The sequence below is a fragment of the Maribellus luteus genome, from assembly GCF_003576475.1.
Lineage (GTDB): Bacteria > Bacteroidota > Bacteroidia > Bacteroidales > Prolixibacteraceae > Draconibacterium > Draconibacterium luteum.
Window position 1 is genome coordinate 1 of the sequence record NZ_QWGR01000007.1, and the last position, 21,273, is coordinate 21,273.

A 21,273-nucleotide genomic window follows, 5' to 3' on the forward strand; every position below is an offset into this window, starting at 1 on the left:
ATTGAATTCCCAATAGTCAATATTCAATAATCAATATTCAATACTCAAAAGCTTTCGACTAGTAGCTAGTGGCTTGCGGCTTGCAGCTTATTCTCGCATTAAAGCATTTTAGCATTCAAGCATTGTAGTTGAAGAGAAGTGATCAGTGTTCAGTCGCAGTTTGCAGGGGTTGAAGGACTGAAGGATTGATGGACTGAATTTCCAATAATCAATATCCAATTGCCAATGGCTAGTGGCTCGCAGCTAGCGGCTTGCAGCTTATTCTTGCATTCACGCATTGTAGCTGAAGGATTGATGGACTGAGGGATTGATGGACTGAATTTCCAATAATCAATATCCAATTGCCAATGGCTAGTGGCTCGCAGCTAGTGACTTGCAGCTTATTCATGCATTCAAGCATTTTAGCATTCAAGCATTGTGATTGAAGGATTGAAGGGAAGTGATCAGTATTCAGTCGCAGTTGGCAGGGATTGATGGACTGAGGGATTGATGGACTGAATCTCCAATAATCAATATCCAATTGCCAATGGCTCGCAGCTCGCAGCTAGTGGCTTGCAGCTTATTCATGCATTCAAGCATTTTAGCATTCAAGCATTGTGAAGAGAAGTGATCAGTATTCAGTCGCAGTTGGCAGGGATTGAAGGACTGAAGGACTGAGGGATTGAGAGTGCAGTGATCAGTCGCAGTCTCAGTTTTCAGGAAGAATTGAATTCCCAATAGTCAATATTCAATAATCAATATTCAATACTCAAAAGCTTTCGACTAGTAGCTAGTGGCTTGCAGCTCGCAGCTTATTCATGCATTCAAGCATTTTCGCATTCAAGCATTGTAGTTGAAGGATTGAAGGGAAGTGATCAGTATTCAGTCGCAGTAGGCAGGGATTGAAGGACTGAAGGACTGAGGGATTGATGGACTGAATTTCCAATAATCAATATCCAATTGCCAATGGCTAGTGGCTCGCAGCTAGTGGCTCGCAGCTTATTCTTGCATTCACGCATTGTAGTTGAAGGATTGAGAGTTCAGGGGCCAGTGGCTATTTCCCAATGCCCAACTGCAACTTCTAACTAATCTTCCACCTCGGCCAGCGCTTTTTTCTCGCCGGCGGCGTACCTTCTGATTTTGATGTTCAGGTAGGCAAATAACATGGTCATAAACGGGCTGATGATATTAAAAAAAGCATAGGGTGCGTAAGCCCAGGTGTCCACACCCAGCACCCTCGACTGCGTTGCCCCACAGGTATTCCACGGGATAAGCACGGAGGTTACGGTCCCGCTGTCTTCCAGGGTACGGCTCAGTACTTCGGGCTTCAGACCTTTTTCTTCAAAAGTTTTGCGATACATGCGGCCCGGTACCACAATGGCAATGTACTGGTCGGAGGCAGTGGTATTGAAAAACAAACAGGTGCCCACCGTTGAAGCCACCAGGCTGCCCGTACTTTGTGCATATTTTACAATGGGCTGGGTAATTCGTTTCAGCAATCCGGCCGATTCCATTACGCCGCCAAAAATCATGGCCGACAGGATCAGCCAAACCGTATCGAGCATTCCGCTCATTCCCGATGTACTCAGCAAGTCGTTTACGTTTTCATCCGGCGTGGTAAGACTAATGTCGCCAAACATGGCCTGCATAACCGAATAATACGAGGCGGTTGCATAATTTTCCAGGTGTCCGGCCACTTCTTCGATTATATGCGGCTGAAAAATGACGGCAAAAATACCCCCCAGCAAGGTTCCGATAAAAAGCGAAGGCAGCGGCGGTACTTTTAAAATGATGACACCAAGCAACACTACCGGCACAGCAAAAAGCAGGGGAGAAGTATTGAAAGTTCCGGCAATGGCTGTTTTTACATTTTCCACATCTACCACAGCCGTTGAAAAATCGTAGCGAAATCCGATCACCAGAAAAATGATCAGGGTAATGATCAGGGTGGGAACAGTGGTAAACATCATGTAGCGAATGTGGGTAAAAAGATCCGTTCCGGCCATGGCAGGTGCCAGGTTGGTGGTATCGCTCAGCGGGCTCATTTTATCACCAAAATAGGCCCCGCTGACAATCGCTCCGGCCACAATCGCTTCGTTTATGCCAATGGCTTGCCCGATTCCCAACAGTGCCACACCAATGGTGGCAATCGTTGACCAGGAGCTTCCGGTGGCTACGCTCACAATCGAGCTTACCACAACGGCCGTAAACAGAAACAGCTTGGGGCTGATCAGATCAAGTCCGTAGTAAATCATGGCGGGAACAACACCGCTGATCAGCCAGGTACCGGCCAGCGAACCAATCAGTAAAAGAATCAAAATAGAGGGCATGGCAGATCCGATGGTTGAAACAATTTTCGCGCTGATTTCGCCCCATCCGTACCCCAGTTTAGTGGCTACCAAACCGGCCACTGCAGCAGCAAGCATCAGGGCAATCTGGTTGGCGCCGGCCAGCGTGTCTTCAAATAAAATCACATTCAGGGTAAGCAGAAAAATCAGGATGAGAATTGGCAGCAATGCCAGCAGAAGTGTTGCTTCTTTTTTGACCATAATTGTATGTCGAAAATTTTAGGATAAGGCAAAATAATACTTTTGAATTTAAAAGTGTCAAAAAATGCGGACTGTTTCCTGCAAATTATAAAAAGATGTTGCTGTTTTAAATTCAGCCTGCATTTTTAAGATTGGATAATTAAATAGTCTTATTTTCGTTTGTTTATAATTAAGTGCGTTTTTATGAGGGGAATTTACGTCCGGACATTTGCTGTTATTGTATTGATTTTTAGTATGAACGCCGCTTTTGCTCAGCGAAGTAGCGGTTTGGCTGTTGAAGGTAAAATATCGGTTGAAGATGGCTCGCCCGAAGGTGCCATTATTCAGATGCACCGCGACGGCCTGCGTTTGGATAATTACGGAGTTGGAGCTGATGGGCACTACAAAGTGGAGCTGGAATACAACCACAAGTACGAGCTGGTTTTTGAACATGCGGGGCATTTCTCGCAAAAAATAGCGGTTGAAACGGCTGTCCCGAAAAATGTTTTGGATACCGATCCGCGTTTTCCTCCCTTTCCGGTTGATATAACCTTGTTTACCGAAATTCCCGGAATAGACGCTTCTTTTTCGGAAAACAATATTCTGAAAATATTTTACAGTCCGAGTGTCGATAATTTTGTCAAGGAGCTGTATTACAACGATGCCCAGATAAAAAAGCTGATTGAACAGGCGGTTTTGCAGGCACAGATTGTGGATAAACGGGCCGATTACATGTCGAAGCTCACCCGTGCCGAACTGGCTGAGTTGCGGCAGGAGTACAACAAATTGCTGGAGCAGGCCGGAAAAGAATATTCAAACGAAGAATTTCTGAATGCGCTTGATGGTTATAAAGCGGCCAGCAAAATATTTCCGAAGGAACAGTTTCCGAAAGACCGCATCAATGAAATCAACGATCTTTTGGGCCTGATTATGGCCGCCGAAGAGCTGGACAAAGCCATGCTCGAGCGTTTCAATAAGTTGGTACAGGAAGGCGATCTGGCTTTTTCGCAGCGTAACTACCCCGATGCAAAAAATTCGTACAGCCGCGCACTTTCCATCAAGCCGTTTGATGAATACGTAAACGATCAGATCAAGAAAATAACCACACTTCAGAAACAGCAGCTGCTGGATCAGGAGTACCAGGAGTTGATTGCCAACGGAGACCAATCGATTAAAGAATTACTTTACAACGAAGCGCTGGGCTTGTTCCAAAAGGCTTTGGAGATAAAACCCAATGAGCAATACCCAAAAAACAAGATCAATGAGATAAACGGCTTGATTGCCAACCAGGCGAAAGATGCCGAGAAGCAAAAGAACTACAAAGATGCCATGATGGAAGGGGAGCGTCAGTTCTCGAAGCAGTTTTACGACCGCGCACTTACCCAGTTTGAAAATGCGCTGGGTTACAAACCGGGCGATTTGGAAGCCACCCGCAGGATTGAAGATACACGGAAGATCATGCAAGGCATCCTGAATCAAATGACTTTTGACCGCCTGATTGTAGAAGGTGACAAAGCCTACAAAAAAGAAGATTATGCAAGCGCGCTCTCGAATTATGAAGAGGCTTTGACGCTGGTTCCCGATGAACCTCGTACCAAAAAACGGGTGGAAGAGATTCGGCAGATTCTTTACACCAAACAAAGCATTGATAGTTACCTGACCCAGGCCGATAAAAAGTTTGATGAACAGAAATATCCGGATTCAAAAGCACTCTATGAAAAGGCCTTGGAACTGGATGCAAAAAATGAACACGCCCGGAACCGGATTGCCGAAATCAATCAGATTGTGGCCGGAATGGAGGTAGATGCGCGTTACGCACAGGTGCTGGCTTCGGCTGATGATCAGTTTGCCAAGAAAAATTACGAGAGTGCCCGAAATGGATACAACGAAGCGTTGGGCATAAAACCGAAGGAAGATTATCCGAAACAAAAACTGACGGAGATTGCAACTATTTTGGCAGCCATTGCCAAAACCAATGCCGATTACCAGAATGCTGTGGCTAAGGCCGACCGCTTGTTCCAGCAAAAACAGTATCCGGATGCCCGGACAGCTTTTGCAGATGCCGGAAAAATAAAACCCGAAGAAACTTATCCGCCCGAAATGATCGGCAAAATTGACGGCTTGGTTGCCGAACAGCAACGCCTGGCACAAGAGGCCGCTGATGCCGAAGCCGCTCGATTGGCCGCGATTCAGGCTGAAAAGGATAAGAACTACGCCGATGCGATTGCCAAAGCTGATAATTTGTTCAATGAAAAGAACTACGATAACTCAAGAACTGAATATCGTGCGGCATTGAATATTAAGCCCGAAGAGACTTATCCGCAGCAAAGGATCGACGAGATAGGTAACCTTCTGGCGCAACTTTCGGCTGCGCAAAAAGCGTATGAAGATGCAGTGGCGAAAGGCGACCGTGAATTCAAAAACGAAGGTTGGGAAGCTGCCATTGCTGCCTACAACGAGGCGAAGCAAGCCAAGGCTGACGAAACGTATCCGGATGAACAGCTGGCGAAAATTGATTCGATTGTAAGCACCCGCGAACGTTTGGCAAAAGAAGCCGCTGAAGCGGAAGCTGCCCGTTTGGCTGCTATTCAGGCAGAAAAGGATAAGAATTATGCCGATGCGATTGCCAGAGCTGATAACCTTTTCAACGAGAAGAACTACGATAACTCAAGAACTGAATATCGTGCGGCATTGAATATTAAGCCCGAGGAAAGCTATCCGCAACAAAGGATCGACGAGATCGGTAACCTTCTTGCACAACTTTCAGCGGCTCAGAAAGCCTATGAAGATGCGGTAGCAAAAGGCGACCGAGAATTCAAAAACGAAGGCTGGGACGCTGCGATTGCTGCTTACAACGATGCCAAGCAAGCCAAGGCCGATGAAACGTATCCGGATGAACAGCTGGCAAAAATTGATTCGATTGTAAGCACCCGCGAACGTTTGGCAAAAGAAGCCGCTGAAGCCGAAGCTGCCCGTTTGGCTGCTATTCAGGCTGAAAAGGATAAGAATTATGCGGATGCGATTGCCAAAGCTGATAATCTGTTCAACGAAAAGAATTACGATAACTCAAGAACAGAGTACCGTGCAGCACTGGATATTAAACCCGAGGAAGCTTATCCTCAACAAAGGATCGACGAGATCGGTAACCTTCTTGCGCAACTTTCAGCGGCTCAAAAAACCTATGAAGATGCAGTGGCGAAAGGCGACCGTGAATTCAAAAACGAAGGTTGGGACGCTGCGATTGCTGCCTACAACGATGCCAAGAAAGCCAAGGCTGACGAAACGTATCCGGATGAACAGCTGGCGAAAATTGATTCGATTGTAACTACCCGCGAGCGTTTGGCAAAAGAAGCCGCAGATGCGGAAGCTGCCCGTTTGGCTGCTATTCAGGCAGAGAAGGATAAGAATTATGCCGATGCAATTGCGAAGGCAGATAACCTGTTCAACGAAAAGAATTACGATAACTCAAGAACAGAATACCGTGCAGCACTGGATATTAAACCCGAGGAAGCTTATCCTCAACAACGGATCGATGAGATCGGCAACCTTCTGGCGCAACTTTCAGCGGCTCAAAAAGCCTATGAAGATGCAGTGGCGAAAGGCGACCGTGAATTCAAAAACGAAGGCTGGGAAGCTGCCATTGCTGCTTACAACGAGGCGAAGCAAGCCAAGGCCGGCGAAACGTATCCGGATGAACAGCTGGCAAAAATTGATTCGATTGTAAGCACCCGCGAACGTTTGGCAAAAGAAGCTGCCGAAGCCGAAGCTGCAAGACTGGCCGCCATCCAGGCTGAAAAGGATAAGAATTATGCCGATGCGATTGCAAGGGCTGATAACCTTTTCAACGAGAAGAACTACGATAATTCAAGAACAGAGTACCGTGCGGCATTGAATATTAAGCCGGAAGAAGCTTACCCGCAACAACGGATCGATGAGATTGGCAACATTCTGGCGCAACTTTCGGCTGCGCAAAAAGCGTATGAAGACGCGGTAGCGAAAGGCGACCGCGAATTCAAAAACGAAGGTTGGGAAGCTGCCATTGCTGCTTACAACGAGGCGAAGCAAGCCAAGGCTGACGAAACGTATCCGGATGAACAGCTGGCTAAAATTGATTCGATTGTAACAACCCGCGAACGTTTGGCAAAAGAAGCCGCTGAAGCCGAAGCTGCCCGTTTGGCTGCTATTCAGGCAGAGAAGGATAAGAATTATGCCGATGCAATTGCGAAGGCAGATAACCTGTTCAACGAAAAGAATTACGATAACTCAAGAACAGAATACCGTGCAGCATTGNAATATTAAACCGGAAGAAGCTTATCCTCAACAACGGATCGATGAGATCGGCAACATTCTGGCGCAACTTTCAGCGGCACAGAAAGCCTATGAAGATGCAGTGGCAAAAGGCGACCATGAGTTTAAAAACGAAGGTTGGGAAGCCGCGATTGCTGCTTACAACGATGCCAAGCAAGCCAAGGCTGACGAAGCTTATCCGGATGAACAGCTGGCGAAAATTGATTCGATTGTAACTACCCGCGAACGTTTGGCAAAAGAAGCCGCCGAAGCCGAAGCTGCCCGTCTGGCTGCTATTCAGGCTGAAAAAGATAAAAACTACGCCGATGCGATTGCCAAAGCTGATAACTTGTTCAACGAAAAGAATTACGATAACTCAAGAACAGAATACCGTGCAGCACTGGATATTAAACCGGAAGAGGCTTATCCTCAACAACGGATCGACGAGATTGGCAATATTTTGAAAGAACTGGCCGATGCGAAAGCAGCTCAGGAAGCGCTTGATAAACAATATGCGACGCTGATCCAGCAAGGTGACCGGATGTTTGCTGCCAACAGCTTTGCACCGGCAAAAGAACATTACCAGAAAGCTTCTGACCTGAAACCGGAAGAGGTTTATCCGAAAGATAAGATAGTGGAAATTGACCGGATCGTGGAACAGCGCGCGCAGGATGAAAAGTACCGCAACATAATTGTGGTGGCCGATGGATTTTTCCGTACGCAAAAATACAGCGATGCAAGGGTTCAGTACGAAATTGCATTGGGTCTAAAACCTGAGGAAGAATATCCGAAGTCGCAGATCAGAAGGATAGATGAACTGCTGGCACAGGCCGAAGCGCGTAAACAGGCAGAGGCCAATGCGGCTGCCGATGTGGATCGCCGCCGGGCCAACATTGCCAAGATGCAGGAAGAGATCGACGAACAGAAGATTCTGGCAGAATCGGGCGTAAATGCCCTGTACGATCAATTGATTCAAAAGGCTGATGCCTTCTTTGACGATACACAGTACAATGTGTCGCGTGCCTGGTATTTCAAAGCGCTTGACCTGAAGCCGGAAGAGGCTTATCCGCAGCAGCGAATCGATGAAATCAACCGCTTGTTAAACGGAATGATGACCAGTCAGCGCGACCGCGAATACCAGCGTTTTATCGACTTGGCCGACACCAATTTCCGGGATGCTGAATTGGCCGTTGCGCGTGGATGGTACAACCAGGCACTGAGCCAGAAGCCAACCGAACAATACCCGAAAGACCAGTTGGCAGAAATTGAACGGATGGTTCAGGAGCGTTTGCAGGGAAGATCGGCTGACCGGGTGCTTCAACTCAATACTGCCGCGAAAAAGGCTTTTGACGAAGGAAACATGAACGTAGCGCGTTTCTGGTACAAAAAAGCGCTGGAACTCGATCCTGAAAACCAGGAAGCCCGCGATGGTTTAAATGCAACGAAGAATTAAGTATTTTAAAAATATTCGTGAATTACAGGCAAATTACTTTTAACTGGTTTTCGATTGAAAAGATTGAAAGCAGATTGATTCAATCTACATCAATCTGCTTTCAATCTTTTCAGGTTCATTCATTTAATCGGTTAAGGAGAGAGAGAATTTAAAGCCTACGCTTTTAAATTCTCCTCCTTCGAACCCGGTAAAAACTCCCAGATTTCCCACAAAAAAGAGGTTGTTCAAACTGTATCCAAGTTCCCAGTAATTATGCAATGCGGGAGTTGTCAGGTAATTAAAATGCAGGCTTTCGCTCCATGCCTTTCTGTTAACCAGCGACAAATAACGTAGCAGGAGGTATTCAGAACGCAGTTCAAAAGAAGCATTAACATAGCTTTTGTTGGTGCTGTATTGGTAATCGTCGATCAATTGCAGCATTCCGGAGAACGATTTCATGCTAACCGGAATGTTGGATGTATTAAAATGCTTGAATTGCGAAAAATGCAACTGGTCGGCATTGAAAAAGTAACCGGCATTCACACTCCAGTCAATCCCGGTACTGATGGATAGGTTTGCCTGGTGCTGAAAACGAAAATCAATCCGGCTAAAATCGGACACCGAGGAGAATATATCTTTTACTCCCTGTTGGAAATTCAGGTCGAAGCGGTAAAAATCACTCAAAAACAGAAAAGGTGATTGTTGTGCCCAGGGCTTTCGAATACGCTTCCGGTAGGTGGCTCCGGCAGCGTACGAAAAACTTTGCTGTTGGCTCAAATACGGACTGTCAGCCTCGTAACCTTTGGGAATATTGGGGGCGTAGTGTTTTTTGTCACTCAAAGGAAAGGAGGCATGATTGCTAAGCGGGTAAAAATGATTGTAGGCCGCATTGGCCCGCAATGTCAGGTTTTTCTGCAGGCGTTGACTAATATTCATCGAGACAAAAGATGTTTCGTACAGCCGCATGTAGTTTTCGGCAAAAAAGAAGGTACTCACCGCGTTTACTACAGGGGTGATTCCATTTGTTCCTTTGAAATCGCGGCTTTCTTTTCCAATTGACAAATCGACGCGATTCATTTTACCAAACACATTGATGAAGCTGGTATTGAAGTTTCCAAACAAGGTTTTTCGGTTAAAAGCGTATCCCAATTGGCCTTCAAAGTTCAGGAACTTTGCCGTATCAGGGTTGTACCTCAGGCGCATGTATTGCATGAATTTGTACCCGTCAACAGCGTTGTAATCGAAGTTGTTGGGATCGAGTAAGCCGCGGTATCGCAGGCGTATCAGGGAGTCAGAGCTTAAATCGAAACTACCGGCCAGAAGTGTTTTCACAAACTTGTTTTTGGCTTTGGAACCTACAGCAGAAGTATCCCGGCTCATGTTGTGCAGGGCCTGAATAGAATCGGCCATCTGGTAGCTCTGTACCTCGGCAGGCGTTAAAGGAATGGTGCGGATCGAATCCCAGGCTTCTTCGCGGCTTGCAGTGGTTTTCTTGTCCTCAATGTCGTAACTCTGAAAATAGTTGGTGGTTTCCATTTCCTTGAATTGTTCTTTGGTGATCTGCCGGTTTAAACGCGCTACTTTGCGCACATCGGCATTGCTCATGTGCTCTTTTTGCGTGATGCTTTCTACCTCCTGCTGCATTTTTTTTATGTCTTCGTTTTCCTCTTTTTCAACTACCGTTTCTATTTTGGCGGTATCAATTTCTGCCACTTCAGGCAAAACACCCGAGGTGTAATTGTCAACAATCGAATCGTATTTTACCGAAGCACCGTAGTAGAAATTTCCCCGCATGCCGAGTGCGCCAAAGTTTCCGGTCAGATGGTGGGTTACCGGGAGCCAGTTTTCGTTCCCCAGGTTTTCAAATTGCTGCTTAATGCGGTATTCCACAAACTTTATGGTAGAGCTAAAGTCGATGTTGTAGATGCACCAAAGCTGATCAACGATGTAAATGTAACCATCCACCAACTCGTCGCTTTTGCGTTTTGGTGTCACTTTTATTTTGAAAACATCAAAATCACCCACGGTAATAAATCCTTCGTACTGAAATTCGTAATGGCGCAAGGCCATGGGAGCAAGCGGCGAGATCACTTCAGCCGGGCGTTCCTGGTAAAAGCTTTCGGTCATTAGTCCCATTACCGGAGGTTCGTCGATGCCTGTCAGCGAAGTACGTTTGCTGATTACCTGCTGCTTGTAGGAATTCGGATAATCATAGGTTATTTTGTTGTGCGATTCAATTACGTAGGTCACATTCTCCTTGAAATAATCCTTGAATTTCCGGCCATCATCCATTTCCTGTTGCTTGATGATCTTCGGAATATTCTGAAACTCAAAATTACTTTTTATGTAAAGGTCGGCCGTGTAGTGTTTGATACGGTCGCGGAAATAGGGGGCTTTGGCAATGGCTTTTCGCATGATTAGATACGCCGGGTCTTCTTTCCCGGGAAAGATCTTGACTTCCTTTAATTCAAATTTTTGAACGTGCATGGTAATGGGGAGGTAGAGGCTGTCGCGATCCAGCGTGATCTGTTTGTTTTGCTGAAGATAGCCCATCGAACGAACGGTAAAATGATACGTTCCTTTGGGGAGTTGCAGGTGAAAATTTCCATCGATGTTGGAGGTAGTGCCTTCTTTGGTTTCACTGATAAAAATGGTGGCATAGGGAACGGGCTTATCGTTTTCGTCGCTTATTTTTCCGTAAATGACCTGTGCTTTTGCAGCCCCAAAGATCATAGCAAAAAGGAAGATAAGAAGGGTTTTCAGAAAAATCCAATCAAAAGAATAAGTAAGGTTTCCGGGTTTCATAGTTCTGTTTTTTGTTTTCGGCTTACAAGTAAACAAATTTACGATAAGCGTCAGAGTATTTTATGTTTCCTTAAGATTTTATAGGATTTACTTACACACTACTATAACGGTTGGGCGCCTGATTCTACTACAAACACTGCTAATTTTCTCTAAAAGGTTTTGTTGAATGTAGTGTGGTTATTATTTTAATCTTTTACGATAATTAAAGACAAAACATGTTGTAAAAACTATTTTTTCTGTCTGTTTTAATTGATAAATTGCAGCACAGTACAGGACAGCATAACAGGCCTGTCAACAAGGAAATTTTGAATCAATAAATAATCAAAAATGGCAAACAGATTAATAGGAAGACTTCCCAAAGTGGGGATTCGTCCGGTAATTGACGGGCGCGAAAGAGGCGTACGCGAGTCGCTTGAAGTTCAAACCATGAACATGGCTAAAAATGCAGCCCGGCTGATTGAAGAAAACCTTCGTTTTCCGGGGGGTGAAAAAGTAGAGTGCGTAATTGCTGACACTACCATTGGCGGCGTGGCAGAAGCGGCTTTGTGTGCCGACAAGTTTGAACGCGAAGGGGTTGGAGTATCGCTGACTGTTACACCCTGCTGGTGTTACGGAACCGAAGTAATGGATGCGACTCCGCTGATCCCGAAAGCAGTTTGGGGCTTTAACGGAACTGAAAGACCGGGTGCGGTTTACCTGGCAGCAGCATTGGCTGGTTATACGCAAAAAGGCTTTCCGACTTTTGGCATTTATGGCCGCGATGTGCAGGATTCGGGCGATGAAACCATCCCGGAAGATGTGCGTGAAAAACTCCTCCGCTTTGTAAAAGCTGCGTTGGCGGCTGCACAAATGAAAGGAAAATCATACCTGTCGCTGGGATATACTTCGATGGGGATTGCCGGTTCGATGGTAAACGCCGATTTCTTCCAGGATTATCTGGGAATGCGTACCGAGTTTGTGGACATGGTGGAAGTAAAACGTCGTTTGGACGAAGGTATTTACGACCAGGCGGAGTTTGAAAAGGCAATGGCCTGGACCAACGAAAATATTACGGAAGGTGATGATTACAACGCACCGGAAGCACAATCGGACCGTGCCCGCAAAGACTGGGAATGGGAAGTGGTGGTGAAGATGACCCTGATCATGCGCGATCTGATGATTGGTAACCCCAAACTGAAGGAAGCCGGTTTTGGCGAAGAATCGCACGGACATAACGCCATTGCAGGTGGTTTCCAGGGGCAACGTCAGTGGACCGATTATTACCCGAACGGTGATTTCTCGGAAACAATCCTGAATACTTCTTTTGACTGGAACGGAATTCGTGAGGCTTTCGTATTTGCTACCGAAAACGATAGTTTAAATGCTGTTCCGATGTTGTTCGGACACCTGCTGACCAATACCGCGCAGATTTTCTCGGATGTTCGTACCTACTGGAGCCCCGATGCAGTGAAACGCGTAACCGGCAAAGAGTTAACAGGTATTGCCCAAAATGGTATTATTCACCTGATCAACTCGGGCTCAACTACCATGGATGCTACCGGCCAGCAAAAAGATGCCGATGGAAATTCAGTAATGAAACCGTTCTGGGAAATTTCGGATGCAGATGTAAAAGCATGTTTGGAAAATACAAAATTCTGTCCGGGAGATAAGGGCTATTTCCGTGGCGGCGGTTTTTCCAGTCAATTCAAAACAAATGGTCAAATGCCTGTTACCATGAGCCGTGTAAACCTGGTAAAAGGGCAGGGGCCTGTGTTACAGATTGCGGAAGGATATACAGTTGATTTGGACAATGATGTTCATGCGATTCTTGATGAACGTACCAATCCAACCTGGCCGACTACCTGGTTCGCTCCGAAAATTACAGGGAAAGGGGCTTTCAAAGATGTATATTCAGTGATGGCCAACTGGGGAGCTAACCACGGTGCGATCAGTTACGGACACATTGGTGCCGATCTGATTACGCTGGCTTCTATTTTACGGATTCCGGTTTGTATGCACAACGTAGAGGAAGATCAGATCTTCCGTCCGAGTGCCTGGAATGCCTTTGGTGAAGACAAAGAAGGATCAGATTACCGCGCATGTGCTAATTTTGGTCCGATCTATAAATAAACATTGGATGAATAAAAGATGGTGGCAAAAAATGCTGCCATCTTTTTTCTAAAAACAAGTCAGAACCTTTCATGAAATTGCAATCGACACAAATAGCGGCAGGGCAAACCAAGTTGCAACAATTGGTTCATTCCATTACAGAGGCAATAGCGAAGGGTGAATTAAAGGCGGGCGATCCGCTTCCTTCGGTGAATCAGTTGAGCAGCGAAAGTGGTTTTTCGCGCGATACCGTATTTAAAGCTTACAACATTTTAAAGCAGCGCAGCATTGTTGAGTCGGCGCCAACGAAAGGTTATTTTGTGGCCAACGAATCGTACCGGGTTTTTGTGCTACTCGATGATTTCAGTGCCTTCAAAGAACAGCTTTACCAGGCATTGCGTCAAAATCTTCCGGAATCGTATTCCGTCGATTTGCTTTTTCATCATTACAACCGCGATGTATTTGCGCAACTGATCGAAAGCAGCTTGGGGCGTTACAGTATGTATGTGGTTATGAACATCGATCACCAGTCGATGGATCCCATTTTGCATAAAATTGATGCCAATAAACTTTTGCTGCTCGACATGGGAAAACCTGATAACGACAAGGTAAATTACCTGTTACAGGATTTTGGTGAGTCGGTAGTGAAATGCCTGGAAGAAGGTGTCGGGCGACTTAGCAAATACAAGGAGCTGGTTTTGATTTATTCCGAAAAAGATACGCCACATCCGGTAGAGGTGGTTCCGGCCATTCAGTCGTTTTGTAAAAAACATTCCATTCAATTTTCGCGTGTCAGCAGGTTCAATCCTTCGCAGCTAGAAAGTGGCCAGGCTTATTTTGTCATCCGCGATGCTGATTTGGTGGAAGTGATTAAATCGTGCCGTGCCAACCAACTGGAGCTGGGAAAACAGGTGGGCATCATCTCGTACAACGATACGCCCATGAAACAGATTGTGGGCGGCGGAATTACGGTTATCTCCACCAATTTTGAAGAAATGGGACAAGAGGTGGCAACGTTTGTACAACATAAACACAAAGTTGGAAAAGTCTTATCAACTTCGTTAATTTTAAGGGATTCTCTTTGAACCTTAAAATGATGAAGAAACTCTACACTTTTCTACTTACGATGAGCCTCTTAACATTCTCGCCTGATTCAAACAGCCAGGGTATGTTTGAGCGGTTTTCCGGCATCTCCCTAGGTGATCCAAAATTAACAGGAAGCACTGATTTTGACGTGCAGAGCCAGGTGTTTACCCTGAAAGGAGCCGGAGCCAACATGTGGTTTGACCGCGACGAATGCTGGTTTGAATGTACCAAAATCAAAGGTGATTTTATCCTTTCTGCCAATGTTGAGTTTGTTGGCGAGGGCGTAAATGCCCACCGGAAGATGGGGATAATGGCGCGTTCCGGTTCCGGGGCCGGTTCTGCATATGCGGATGCTTGTGTACATGGCGACGGGCTTACCGGGATGCAGTTTCGTGAAAAGGACGGTGAAAATACGCAGGAAGTAAAATCGGATGTTTCAGCACCTGGGTTTATTCAGCTTGAAAGAAAAGGAAATAGCTACATTGTCCGGATTTCTAAAGACAGACAGGCCTTGATAACCGTTGCACAAAAAGAGTTGGAGCTGGGAGAAGAAGTGCTGGCCGGATTATTTATTTGTTCGCACGACGAAGATGTGATTGAAACAGCTCGGTTTAGCAACGTTCGCCTCGAGATTCCGGCGGCTGCAGGTGTTGACGGATACCGGACACCATCGCCGAGCCGACTGGAGGTGCTCGATGTTGAAACGGGACAAAGAACCATCGTCTACGAAACCGATGCACACATTGAAGCTCCCAACTGGTCGCGCGACGGGAAATTCTTGGTCTATAATTCGGGCGGAAAGTTGTTCCGTTTCGATTTGGATAAAAAAACTCCGGTGGAGATCAACACCGGTTTTGCGCAGTCGAACAACAACGATCACGGAATTTCATTCGACGGGAAAACGCTGGCCATTAGCAACCACGTGCAGGAAAATGGCAACAGTCATTCCATCATTTTCACGGTTCCGCTTGAGGGAGGTATCCCCAAACGAATAACAGCCAAAGGCCCCTCGTACTGGCACGGCTGGTCGCCCGATGGCAAATGGCTGACGTATTGTGCCGAAAGAAACGGAAACTACGATGTGTATAAAATTCCATCGGAAGGAGGGGAGGAAATTCGTCTGACAAACGCTGAAGGCCTTGATGACGGCCCGGAATACTCGCCGGACGGGAAGTTTATTTATTTCAATTCTGTACGCACCGGAATGATGCAGATATGGAGAATGAAGCCTGATGGGACAGACCAGGAACAAGTGACTTTTGATGACTTTCAGAATTGGTTTGCACACCCGTCTCCGGATGGAAAACAACTCATCATGATTTCCTATCTCAAAGAAGTCCCGGCAGGTTCACATCCGCATAATCAGCGGGTGATGCTGCGTGTAATGCCTGCTTCTGGTGGAGAGATAAAAAGCATGGCCTTTTTATACGGCGGACAGGGAACGCTGAATGTGCCTTCGTGGAGTCCCGATTCAAAAAAGGTGGCTTTTGTTTCCTATACTTATTAAACCAAATGTTTTTCAGAGAGAGCTTTTAGCGATGCAGCGTTTTGCGTCCGTATGAAGTGCTTAATTCCCAATTCCGATGCCCATGGTGATGCCGGCAAACAAACTTCCGCCTTTGGCTTTTTCCTTTCCGGTTAAAAAGAAGTCGTACGAAATATTGGGACGGATAAACCACTTTCCAACATTTTCGCCGCTGAATTTGCTCTTAAAGCGTTTCAGGTTAATATCGCAGGCAGTGCCAATTCCCGGACTAAAAACACTGGTAAGTTTCAGGTTGGCTGTTTCGTCATCCGGAATATCAAAGTTCGATTTGTCGGATTTCATTTGATAATTACCCAGCGAAACATACGAGAAAAAATTAATGTGGCGCGTTGTAACCCATGCTTTACCAAGCTTTAGCCCGTATTTTATGCTGAATACATTGTCGTCGGGTGTGTGAATAAGGTCGTGCTTTTTAACCGGCATGTCAACCTTTGAACGCACTAGCCCCACACTGCCCTGGAAAAACAGGGAAATGTAAAGCTGGTTAAAAAACCATTCCAGCTCAAAATTCATACTTTGAAAATGTGAGGTGAAGTTTTGGCTGATGTTTCCGCTCAAAAACTCATGTCCGTAACCGAGGCAAAAATTCATGGCATAAGGTGCCACATAGCCCTGGATAAGTTCCAGAAATGAACCGTACTTTGTGTCGGGATAAGATTTGCGATAGGCAAGAATTGAACGGTTAATCTTGTAAATGTCCTCGCCTTCGAAGTAGCGGATGTAAAGTTCGATAAGTTCTTTGTCAGCCGCCGGGAGGTTGGTACGCTCCAGGTCTTTTTTTATCAGTGTTAATTCCTGCCCCAGAAACATTTGTAACTGCCCCGTAATGTTTTCTACCTGGATGTAGTTGGTTTTTCCTTCCAGAAGATCATCAAAATGGGCAGCCGCAAAAAGAAATTGCTCGAAGTTGCTGTTGGCAAGTGCTAATAATAATTCCTCTACCGGGTAAAAAATCACATAATCTTTGTTGACATTGTTTTTCAGAAAATTGATGGTTTCGGTGGCTCCCTGGCTGTCTCCGTGAATGGTTTTATCGACGACCATTTTTCTTCCGTTTCGGATTATTATTTCGGTAGAATCGGTATAACCAATAATTTGCTGCCGGATGTCGTTCTGTGCAAATGCAAAGACGGGAAACAGGATGAGAAAGCTGAGGCTTAACAGGATGTTCGTTTTCATGCTCTGGTTTTTATCGGGTGTTGATGTGTACAAAAGTAAAAACACATGTTGATTTTACAACACTCAGCCGGTAATTTCCAAAAGGATAAATTGCATGATTATGTCAAGGATGTGAGTGGAGAGGAATGGATGAACAGATAAAAATTGATTCGCAAGCGGTTCAAAGACCGAGGTTGTCGCTTACATCGCGCATGGCATTGACGGATAGCTCTGCAAATTCATGAATCGGGATTCCGATTTGTTCGCATTCCAGAATGTTTTCGCGTTTAACCGATGCTGCAAAAGCCTTTTGTTTCATGCGTTTGGTAACTGATTTGGCTTGCACGCTGGCCAGCTTTTTATCAGGATAAACCAGGGTTGTGGCCGTAATTAATCCGGTAATTGTTTCACCGGCCGCCAAGGCATGCTGAAACTCGGTGGTTCGTTCTTTGCCGGTGGCAACTTCATTGTGCATCACAATGGCATCCAGCATTTCGTCGCTAACCTTGCCTTTCAGTAGTTTTTCGGCATACGGACCGTGAGTAAACGGATCGGCGTTGGTGATTTCCACGTCAATATCGTGTAACAGTCCGGCCAGTCCCCATTCTTCTTCGTTCCGGCCCAAACGTCGGGCCACTGCCCGCAATACAGCTTCTGATGCGAGGCAGTGTTTGCGCATGTTCTCCGATTTAATGCAGTCTTCGAGTAACTGAATGGCTTCTTCTCTTGAAATCATAAATGATATTTTTTACGGCATCATAAAAATAATAATTTTGCCGGACAGCGATTTGCTTCGGCTGTAGTATTATTTAATCTGTTGAATATGTTGGAAATTGAACGCAAGTTTCTGGTAGATAATAACAAGTGGAAGCCATCGGTTGCCGGCGAGAAAATACGACAGGGATATCTGTCGACCGACAAGGAAAGAGTGGTGCGGGTGCGCACAAAGGGCGACAAGGCATTTCTGACCATTAAAGGAAAAATGCAGGGAATCACACGAACCGAGTTTGAGTATGAAATTCCTGTGAATGATGCGCTTGCATTGTTAAAAATGTGTTTGAATTATCCGATTGAGAAAACCCGCTACAAAGAACTTCATTTCGGAAAATGGTGGGAGATAGATGTTTTTGAAGGTGAAAATGAGGGATTGCTTCTGGCCGAGATTGAGTTGCAACATGAAAATGAACAGGTACAATTGCCAGGATGGGTTGGGGAAGAAGTGACACAGGATTTGCGGTATTACAATTCGTACATGTCTCAAACGCCTTATTCGGCCTGGTGAAATTGTGTTGCAGCGTTAAATAATTTATTAATAGTTAATTGTTGATAGTAAAACTGAATATTTATGCTCCTGAATAACATAAATACTAATTTTACGTTTCCAACTAAAAGCTAAAAAACAAGTCAATGTTCCATTTCAAAAAGAAATCAATATTCATTGTTCTCTTTGGCGTATTTCTGTTTCAATACTCGTTTGCGCAGGAGAATGTAAAAAGTGAAGATGAAAAAGTATTGGAGAACGGGATCCGTATTCTTCGCAATTATTTTTTGGAAGATAATAACTGGCATTTAACTCAGCCAGATGTGCATTCAAACATTTCTGGGCTTATAAATTTCCTGGAAGATAAACCGATTGACTCGATTCTGAGTAACCTGAATCAGGCACAACAACGCGACAGTATTTATGTATACCGTTTGCCCGGGAATGTGAAAGACAGTTTGCTGGTACCGGGGTATATTTCATCGGCACTCGTTCAGCAGAATGTTGAAAAAATAGCCTCCGATTTCAAAAGCGAAGTCGAAAAAAATCCGATTTCGGTTCCCGAGCGGGTGATTGACGATGCCAGGCGCTTGGCCCCGGTAGTTCCGGAAGGAAAAGGACTGGATCTTTTTGCCGATTCAGTTTATTCGTTTCCAGAAGAACTGATCATTCCCGAAGTGATCCCGGATTCGGTGCTAAACTCGCCCGAACAATTCAAAAAGCTGGTGGCAATTGATAGCCTTCGCAATGTATATGTTGAAAATAAACGTCTGGCCTACAACGATTCAGTTACCAATGAGTTTGTAAACAAACGGGTGGCCGATTTCAGAAAACTGGTGTTTGAAGAACAACTTCGGTTTAGGATAAAGCGCTATAAAGACGAAGTAACCCTGAATAATTACGAGGTGCTGAACGAGTACAACAACCGCGAAATTGCGATGGTTAACGACAGCATCAGAGCCGTAATTGAAGTTTTAACTGCGTATGCCGACTATATCGACACAACCTCGATCCGGATGAAGAACCTGAATGGAGAGGGGAGTGACATTGTGTTGCAAAACAACATTGAACGTTTTGCCCGGGTATGGTTGAAAAACGAACAGAAAGACTCGCTCCAGTTGCTGATTAAGTCTACCGGAAAGCGGGAAATGCAGTTTCTGCTTAATGACGGGGTGACTTTTAGCCGTTTCTCGACCCGTCAGACCAAGGGATTTGATTTTGAAACCTTGAAAACCGATCATTCAAAATTCTCTAAACTGGGGAAAAGTTACGAACTGGAAACCCCTTGGGTGATTGGTGGTGATGGCAATGCAGGATTTACGCAAACCTATTTCGAAAACTGGAAAAAAGGGGGACAAAGTGCACTCTCTATATTGTTGGTATTAAAAGGCTTTGCCAACTACAACAGCGCCAACGGGAAAAAGAAATGGGAAAACTCGGCCGAGATTCGCAACGGCTGGATGAAACCCGGCGGTGGCGAAGAAGTGCGTAAAAACGACGATAAATTTGAATTTACCTCGCGCTTTGGTTTAAGTGCCTACAAAAAGTGGTTCTACAGTACTGAGTTAAACTTTAATACCCAGTTTTTCAGAGGGTATAAATATCCGAAAGCCAATAATCCAACGCCTATTTCTGCCTTTTTGGGGCCATCCAAAACCGTATTCAAAGTGGGTATGGACTACAAACCCAACAATCGGTTTTCGATGTTGCTTTCTCCTTTATCACTCAAGAATGTGTTTGTAAAGGATACAGCATTGATCGATCAGACAAAATTTGGTATTGATGCCGATAAAAGGGCTTTCTGGGAAATCGGTTTGAACGCCGACCTGAAGATGAATACCAAGATTACGGAGGATATTACCTTGATGACAAAGTTCAAAACGTTCTTTAACTACAACGATCCGTTTAACAACCTCGATATTGATTTGGAAAACCAGTTGCAGGTAAAATTTACGGACCATATGAACATGCGAATAATGCTTCATCTGATTTACGATGACAATGTGTTATTCCCGATTAAGGACGATGCAGGCAAGGTGGTTGGTCACGAGGCAAAACTTCAGCTGGAAGAATTCATTACCATCGGATTTAACTACAAGATCAACAAAAAAGTAATGAAAACCCGGAGAATCAGATAGCCTGTGCAGATGGCAGGTTATTTTTCTGAGATTTGTTCTTCAGGCTTTGAACGGAAAAACTACTTTTGAATAAAAGTATTTAATAAATGAAAGATTTAAAAAGATATTATACCCTGCATGCCGATCCAAAGGATGTTTACAATGCACTTACCAACCAGCGAATGCTTGAAATCTGGACCGGCGAAGAGGTGCTTATGCAAACCGAGCCAAATACCGAATTTTCGTTGTGGAACGGAAGCATAAGCGGAGTCAACCTGGAGTTTGAGGAGAACAAAAAGATCGTTCAGCAATGGTTTTTTGGCGACGATGAAAAGGAGTCGATTGTTACCATAAAACTTCATCCCCATAAAAAAGGAACAAGTGTTGAGCTGATCCACACCAACATTCCGGACGATGCCTATGAAAACATTTCGGATGGCTGGGACGAAGACTATTTTGGTGCACTGAACGAACTGTTTATCTGATGCACTATTCCCCGCAACATTGGATTGAAAAGTTAGATTTGGCGCGACATCCGGAAGGCGGCTGGTTTAAGGAGGTGTACCGGTCTGAAGAGCAAATGCTGCCGGATGCGGCCTGTTTCCGGCAAAGTGGCGAGCGGAATGTCTGTACTTCCATTTATTATCTGTTGGAAGGGGACGATTTCTCTGCTTTCCACCGGATAAAGTCGGACGAAGTTTGGCATTATTACACCGGAACTTCGGCGATCGAAGTTTTGTGGATCGATAAGGGAACCCTCAGGTGTTTTGTACTTGGGGTGGGTGAGAAAGATGCTTTTCAGGCAGTTGTTCCTAAAAATACATGGTTTGCTGCACGCTTAACCGATAGGAGCGGTTTTGCATTGGTGGGCTGCACGGTAGCTCCCGGTTTTCAGTTTGACGATTTTGAAATGGCAGACGCAAAACTGCTGGATGAATTCCCTGGGCTGGCAGCCGACATTGCTTCGCTAATAAAATGCTAGCATT

General features: G+C 45.3%; 11 protein-coding genes. 7 read left to right on the forward strand and 4 right to left on the reverse strand.

The genetic code is table 11. The features are described from left to right. Positions 1–1,064 precede the first annotated feature (1,064 nt). Together nhaC and D1614_RS13120 are read right to left on the reverse strand one after the other, a co-directional pair. Positions 1,065–2,528 carry a Na+/H+ antiporter NhaC gene (gene nhaC / locus D1614_RS13105; protein WP_119438411.1) on the reverse strand — a complete coding sequence of 488 codons (1,464 nt, stop codon included), beginning with the start codon at positions 2,526–2,528 and terminating at the stop codon, positions 1,065–1,067. Between the two features lie 5,842 nt (positions 2,529–8,370). Then, positions 8,371–11,031 carry a DUF5686 and carboxypeptidase regulatory-like domain-containing protein gene (locus D1614_RS13120; protein ID WP_119438414.1) on the reverse strand — a complete coding sequence of 887 codons (2,661 nt, stop codon included), beginning with the start codon at positions 11,029–11,031 and terminating at the stop codon, positions 8,371–8,373. Positions 11,032–11,358: 327 nt separating this feature from the next. Between D1614_RS13120 and D1614_RS13125 the strand changes: the two genes are divergently transcribed. The 3 genes from D1614_RS13125 (at position 11,359) to D1614_RS13135 (ending at position 15,712) form a co-directional block, all read left to right on the forward strand. Continuing rightward, positions 11,359–13,140 carry an L-fucose isomerase gene (locus tag D1614_RS13125; RefSeq protein ID WP_119438415.1) on the forward strand — a complete coding sequence of 594 codons (1,782 nt, stop codon included), beginning with the start codon at positions 11,359–11,361 and terminating at the stop codon, positions 13,138–13,140. 71 nt (positions 13,141–13,211) lie between these two features. Next, a complete protein-coding gene (locus tag D1614_RS13130) occupies positions 13,212–14,204 on the forward strand; it encodes a GntR family transcriptional regulator (RefSeq protein WP_119438416.1) in 993 nt (330 codons plus the stop codon). 11 nt (positions 14,205–14,215) lie between these two features. Further along, entirely contained in the window at positions 14,216–15,712 is a 1,497-nt protein-coding gene (locus tag D1614_RS13135; protein ID WP_119438646.1) for a TolB family protein, read from the forward strand. Between the two features lie 60 nt (positions 15,713–15,772). On the opposite strand, the gene D1614_RS13140 is transcribed toward D1614_RS13135, so the two are convergent. Continuing rightward, on the reverse strand, positions 15,773–16,930 hold the full coding sequence (locus D1614_RS13140) for a hypothetical protein (RefSeq protein WP_119438417.1): 1,158 nt from the start codon (positions 16,928–16,930) through the stop codon (positions 15,773–15,775). A gap of 160 nt (positions 16,931–17,090) precedes the next feature. Next, positions 17,091–17,645 (reverse strand): HDIG domain-containing metalloprotein, encoded by a 555-nt coding sequence (locus D1614_RS13145; RefSeq protein WP_119438418.1) that lies wholly within the window; start codon positions 17,643–17,645, stop codon positions 17,091–17,093. A gap of 87 nt (positions 17,646–17,732) precedes the next feature. On the opposite strand from D1614_RS13145, the gene D1614_RS13150 reads away from it, so the two are divergent. The 4 genes from D1614_RS13150 to D1614_RS13165 all read left to right on the forward strand — a co-directional run bounded on the left by D1614_RS13150 (position 17,733) and on the right by D1614_RS13165 (position 21,269). Then, positions 17,733–18,191 carry a CYTH domain-containing protein gene (locus D1614_RS13150; RefSeq protein ID WP_119438419.1) on the forward strand — a complete coding sequence of 153 codons (459 nt, stop codon included), beginning with the start codon at positions 17,733–17,735 and terminating at the stop codon, positions 18,189–18,191. Between the two features lie 125 nt (positions 18,192–18,316). Further along, positions 18,317–20,308 carry a DUF3078 domain-containing protein gene (locus D1614_RS13155; RefSeq protein ID WP_119438420.1) on the forward strand — a complete coding sequence of 664 codons (1,992 nt, stop codon included), beginning with the start codon at positions 18,317–18,319 and terminating at the stop codon, positions 20,306–20,308. 86 nt (positions 20,309–20,394) lie between these two features. Continuing rightward, entirely contained in the window at positions 20,395–20,772 is a 378-nt protein-coding gene (locus D1614_RS13160) for an SRPBCC domain-containing protein (RefSeq protein WP_119438421.1), read from the forward strand. Then, positions 20,772–21,269, forward strand: coding sequence for a cupin domain-containing protein (locus D1614_RS13165; RefSeq protein WP_119438422.1), 498 nt, complete (start codon positions 20,772–20,774; stop codon positions 21,267–21,269). Before D1614_RS13160 ends, D1614_RS13165 begins: the two co-directional genes overlap by 1 nt. Positions 21,270–21,273: the final 4 nt, after the last annotated feature.

Coding starts and splice junctions, on each gene's coding strand:
- D1614_RS13160 (WP_119438421.1), top strand. CDS start 20,395: ATGAAAGATTTAAAAAGATATTATACCCTGCATGCCGATCCAAAGGAT.
- D1614_RS13140 (WP_119438417.1), bottom strand. CDS start 16,930: ATGAAAACGAACATCCTGTTAAGCCTCAGCTTTCTCATCCTGTTTCCC.
- D1614_RS13135 (WP_119438646.1), top strand. CDS start 14,216: ATGAAGAAACTCTACACTTTTCTACTTACGATGAGCCTCTTAACATTC.
- D1614_RS13125 (WP_119438415.1), top strand. CDS start 11,359: ATGGCAAACAGATTAATAGGAAGACTTCCCAAAGTGGGGATTCGTCCG.
- D1614_RS13165 (WP_119438422.1), top strand. CDS start 20,772: ATGCACTATTCCCCGCAACATTGGATTGAAAAGTTAGATTTGGCGCGA.
- nhaC (WP_119438411.1), bottom strand. CDS start 2,528: ATGGTCAAAAAAGAAGCAACACTTCTGCTGGCATTGCTGCCAATTCTC.
- D1614_RS13120 (WP_119438414.1), bottom strand. CDS start 11,031: ATGAAACCCGGAAACCTTACTTATTCTTTTGATTGGATTTTTCTGAAA.
- D1614_RS13150 (WP_119438419.1), top strand. CDS start 17,733: ATGTTGGAAATTGAACGCAAGTTTCTGGTAGATAATAACAAGTGGAAG.
- D1614_RS13145 (WP_119438418.1), bottom strand. CDS start 17,645: ATGATTTCAAGAGAAGAAGCCATTCAGTTACTCGAAGACTGCATTAAA.
- D1614_RS13155 (WP_119438420.1), top strand. CDS start 18,317: ATGTTCCATTTCAAAAAGAAATCAATATTCATTGTTCTCTTTGGCGTA.
- D1614_RS13130 (WP_119438416.1), top strand. CDS start 13,212: ATGAAATTGCAATCGACACAAATAGCGGCAGGGCAAACCAAGTTGCAA.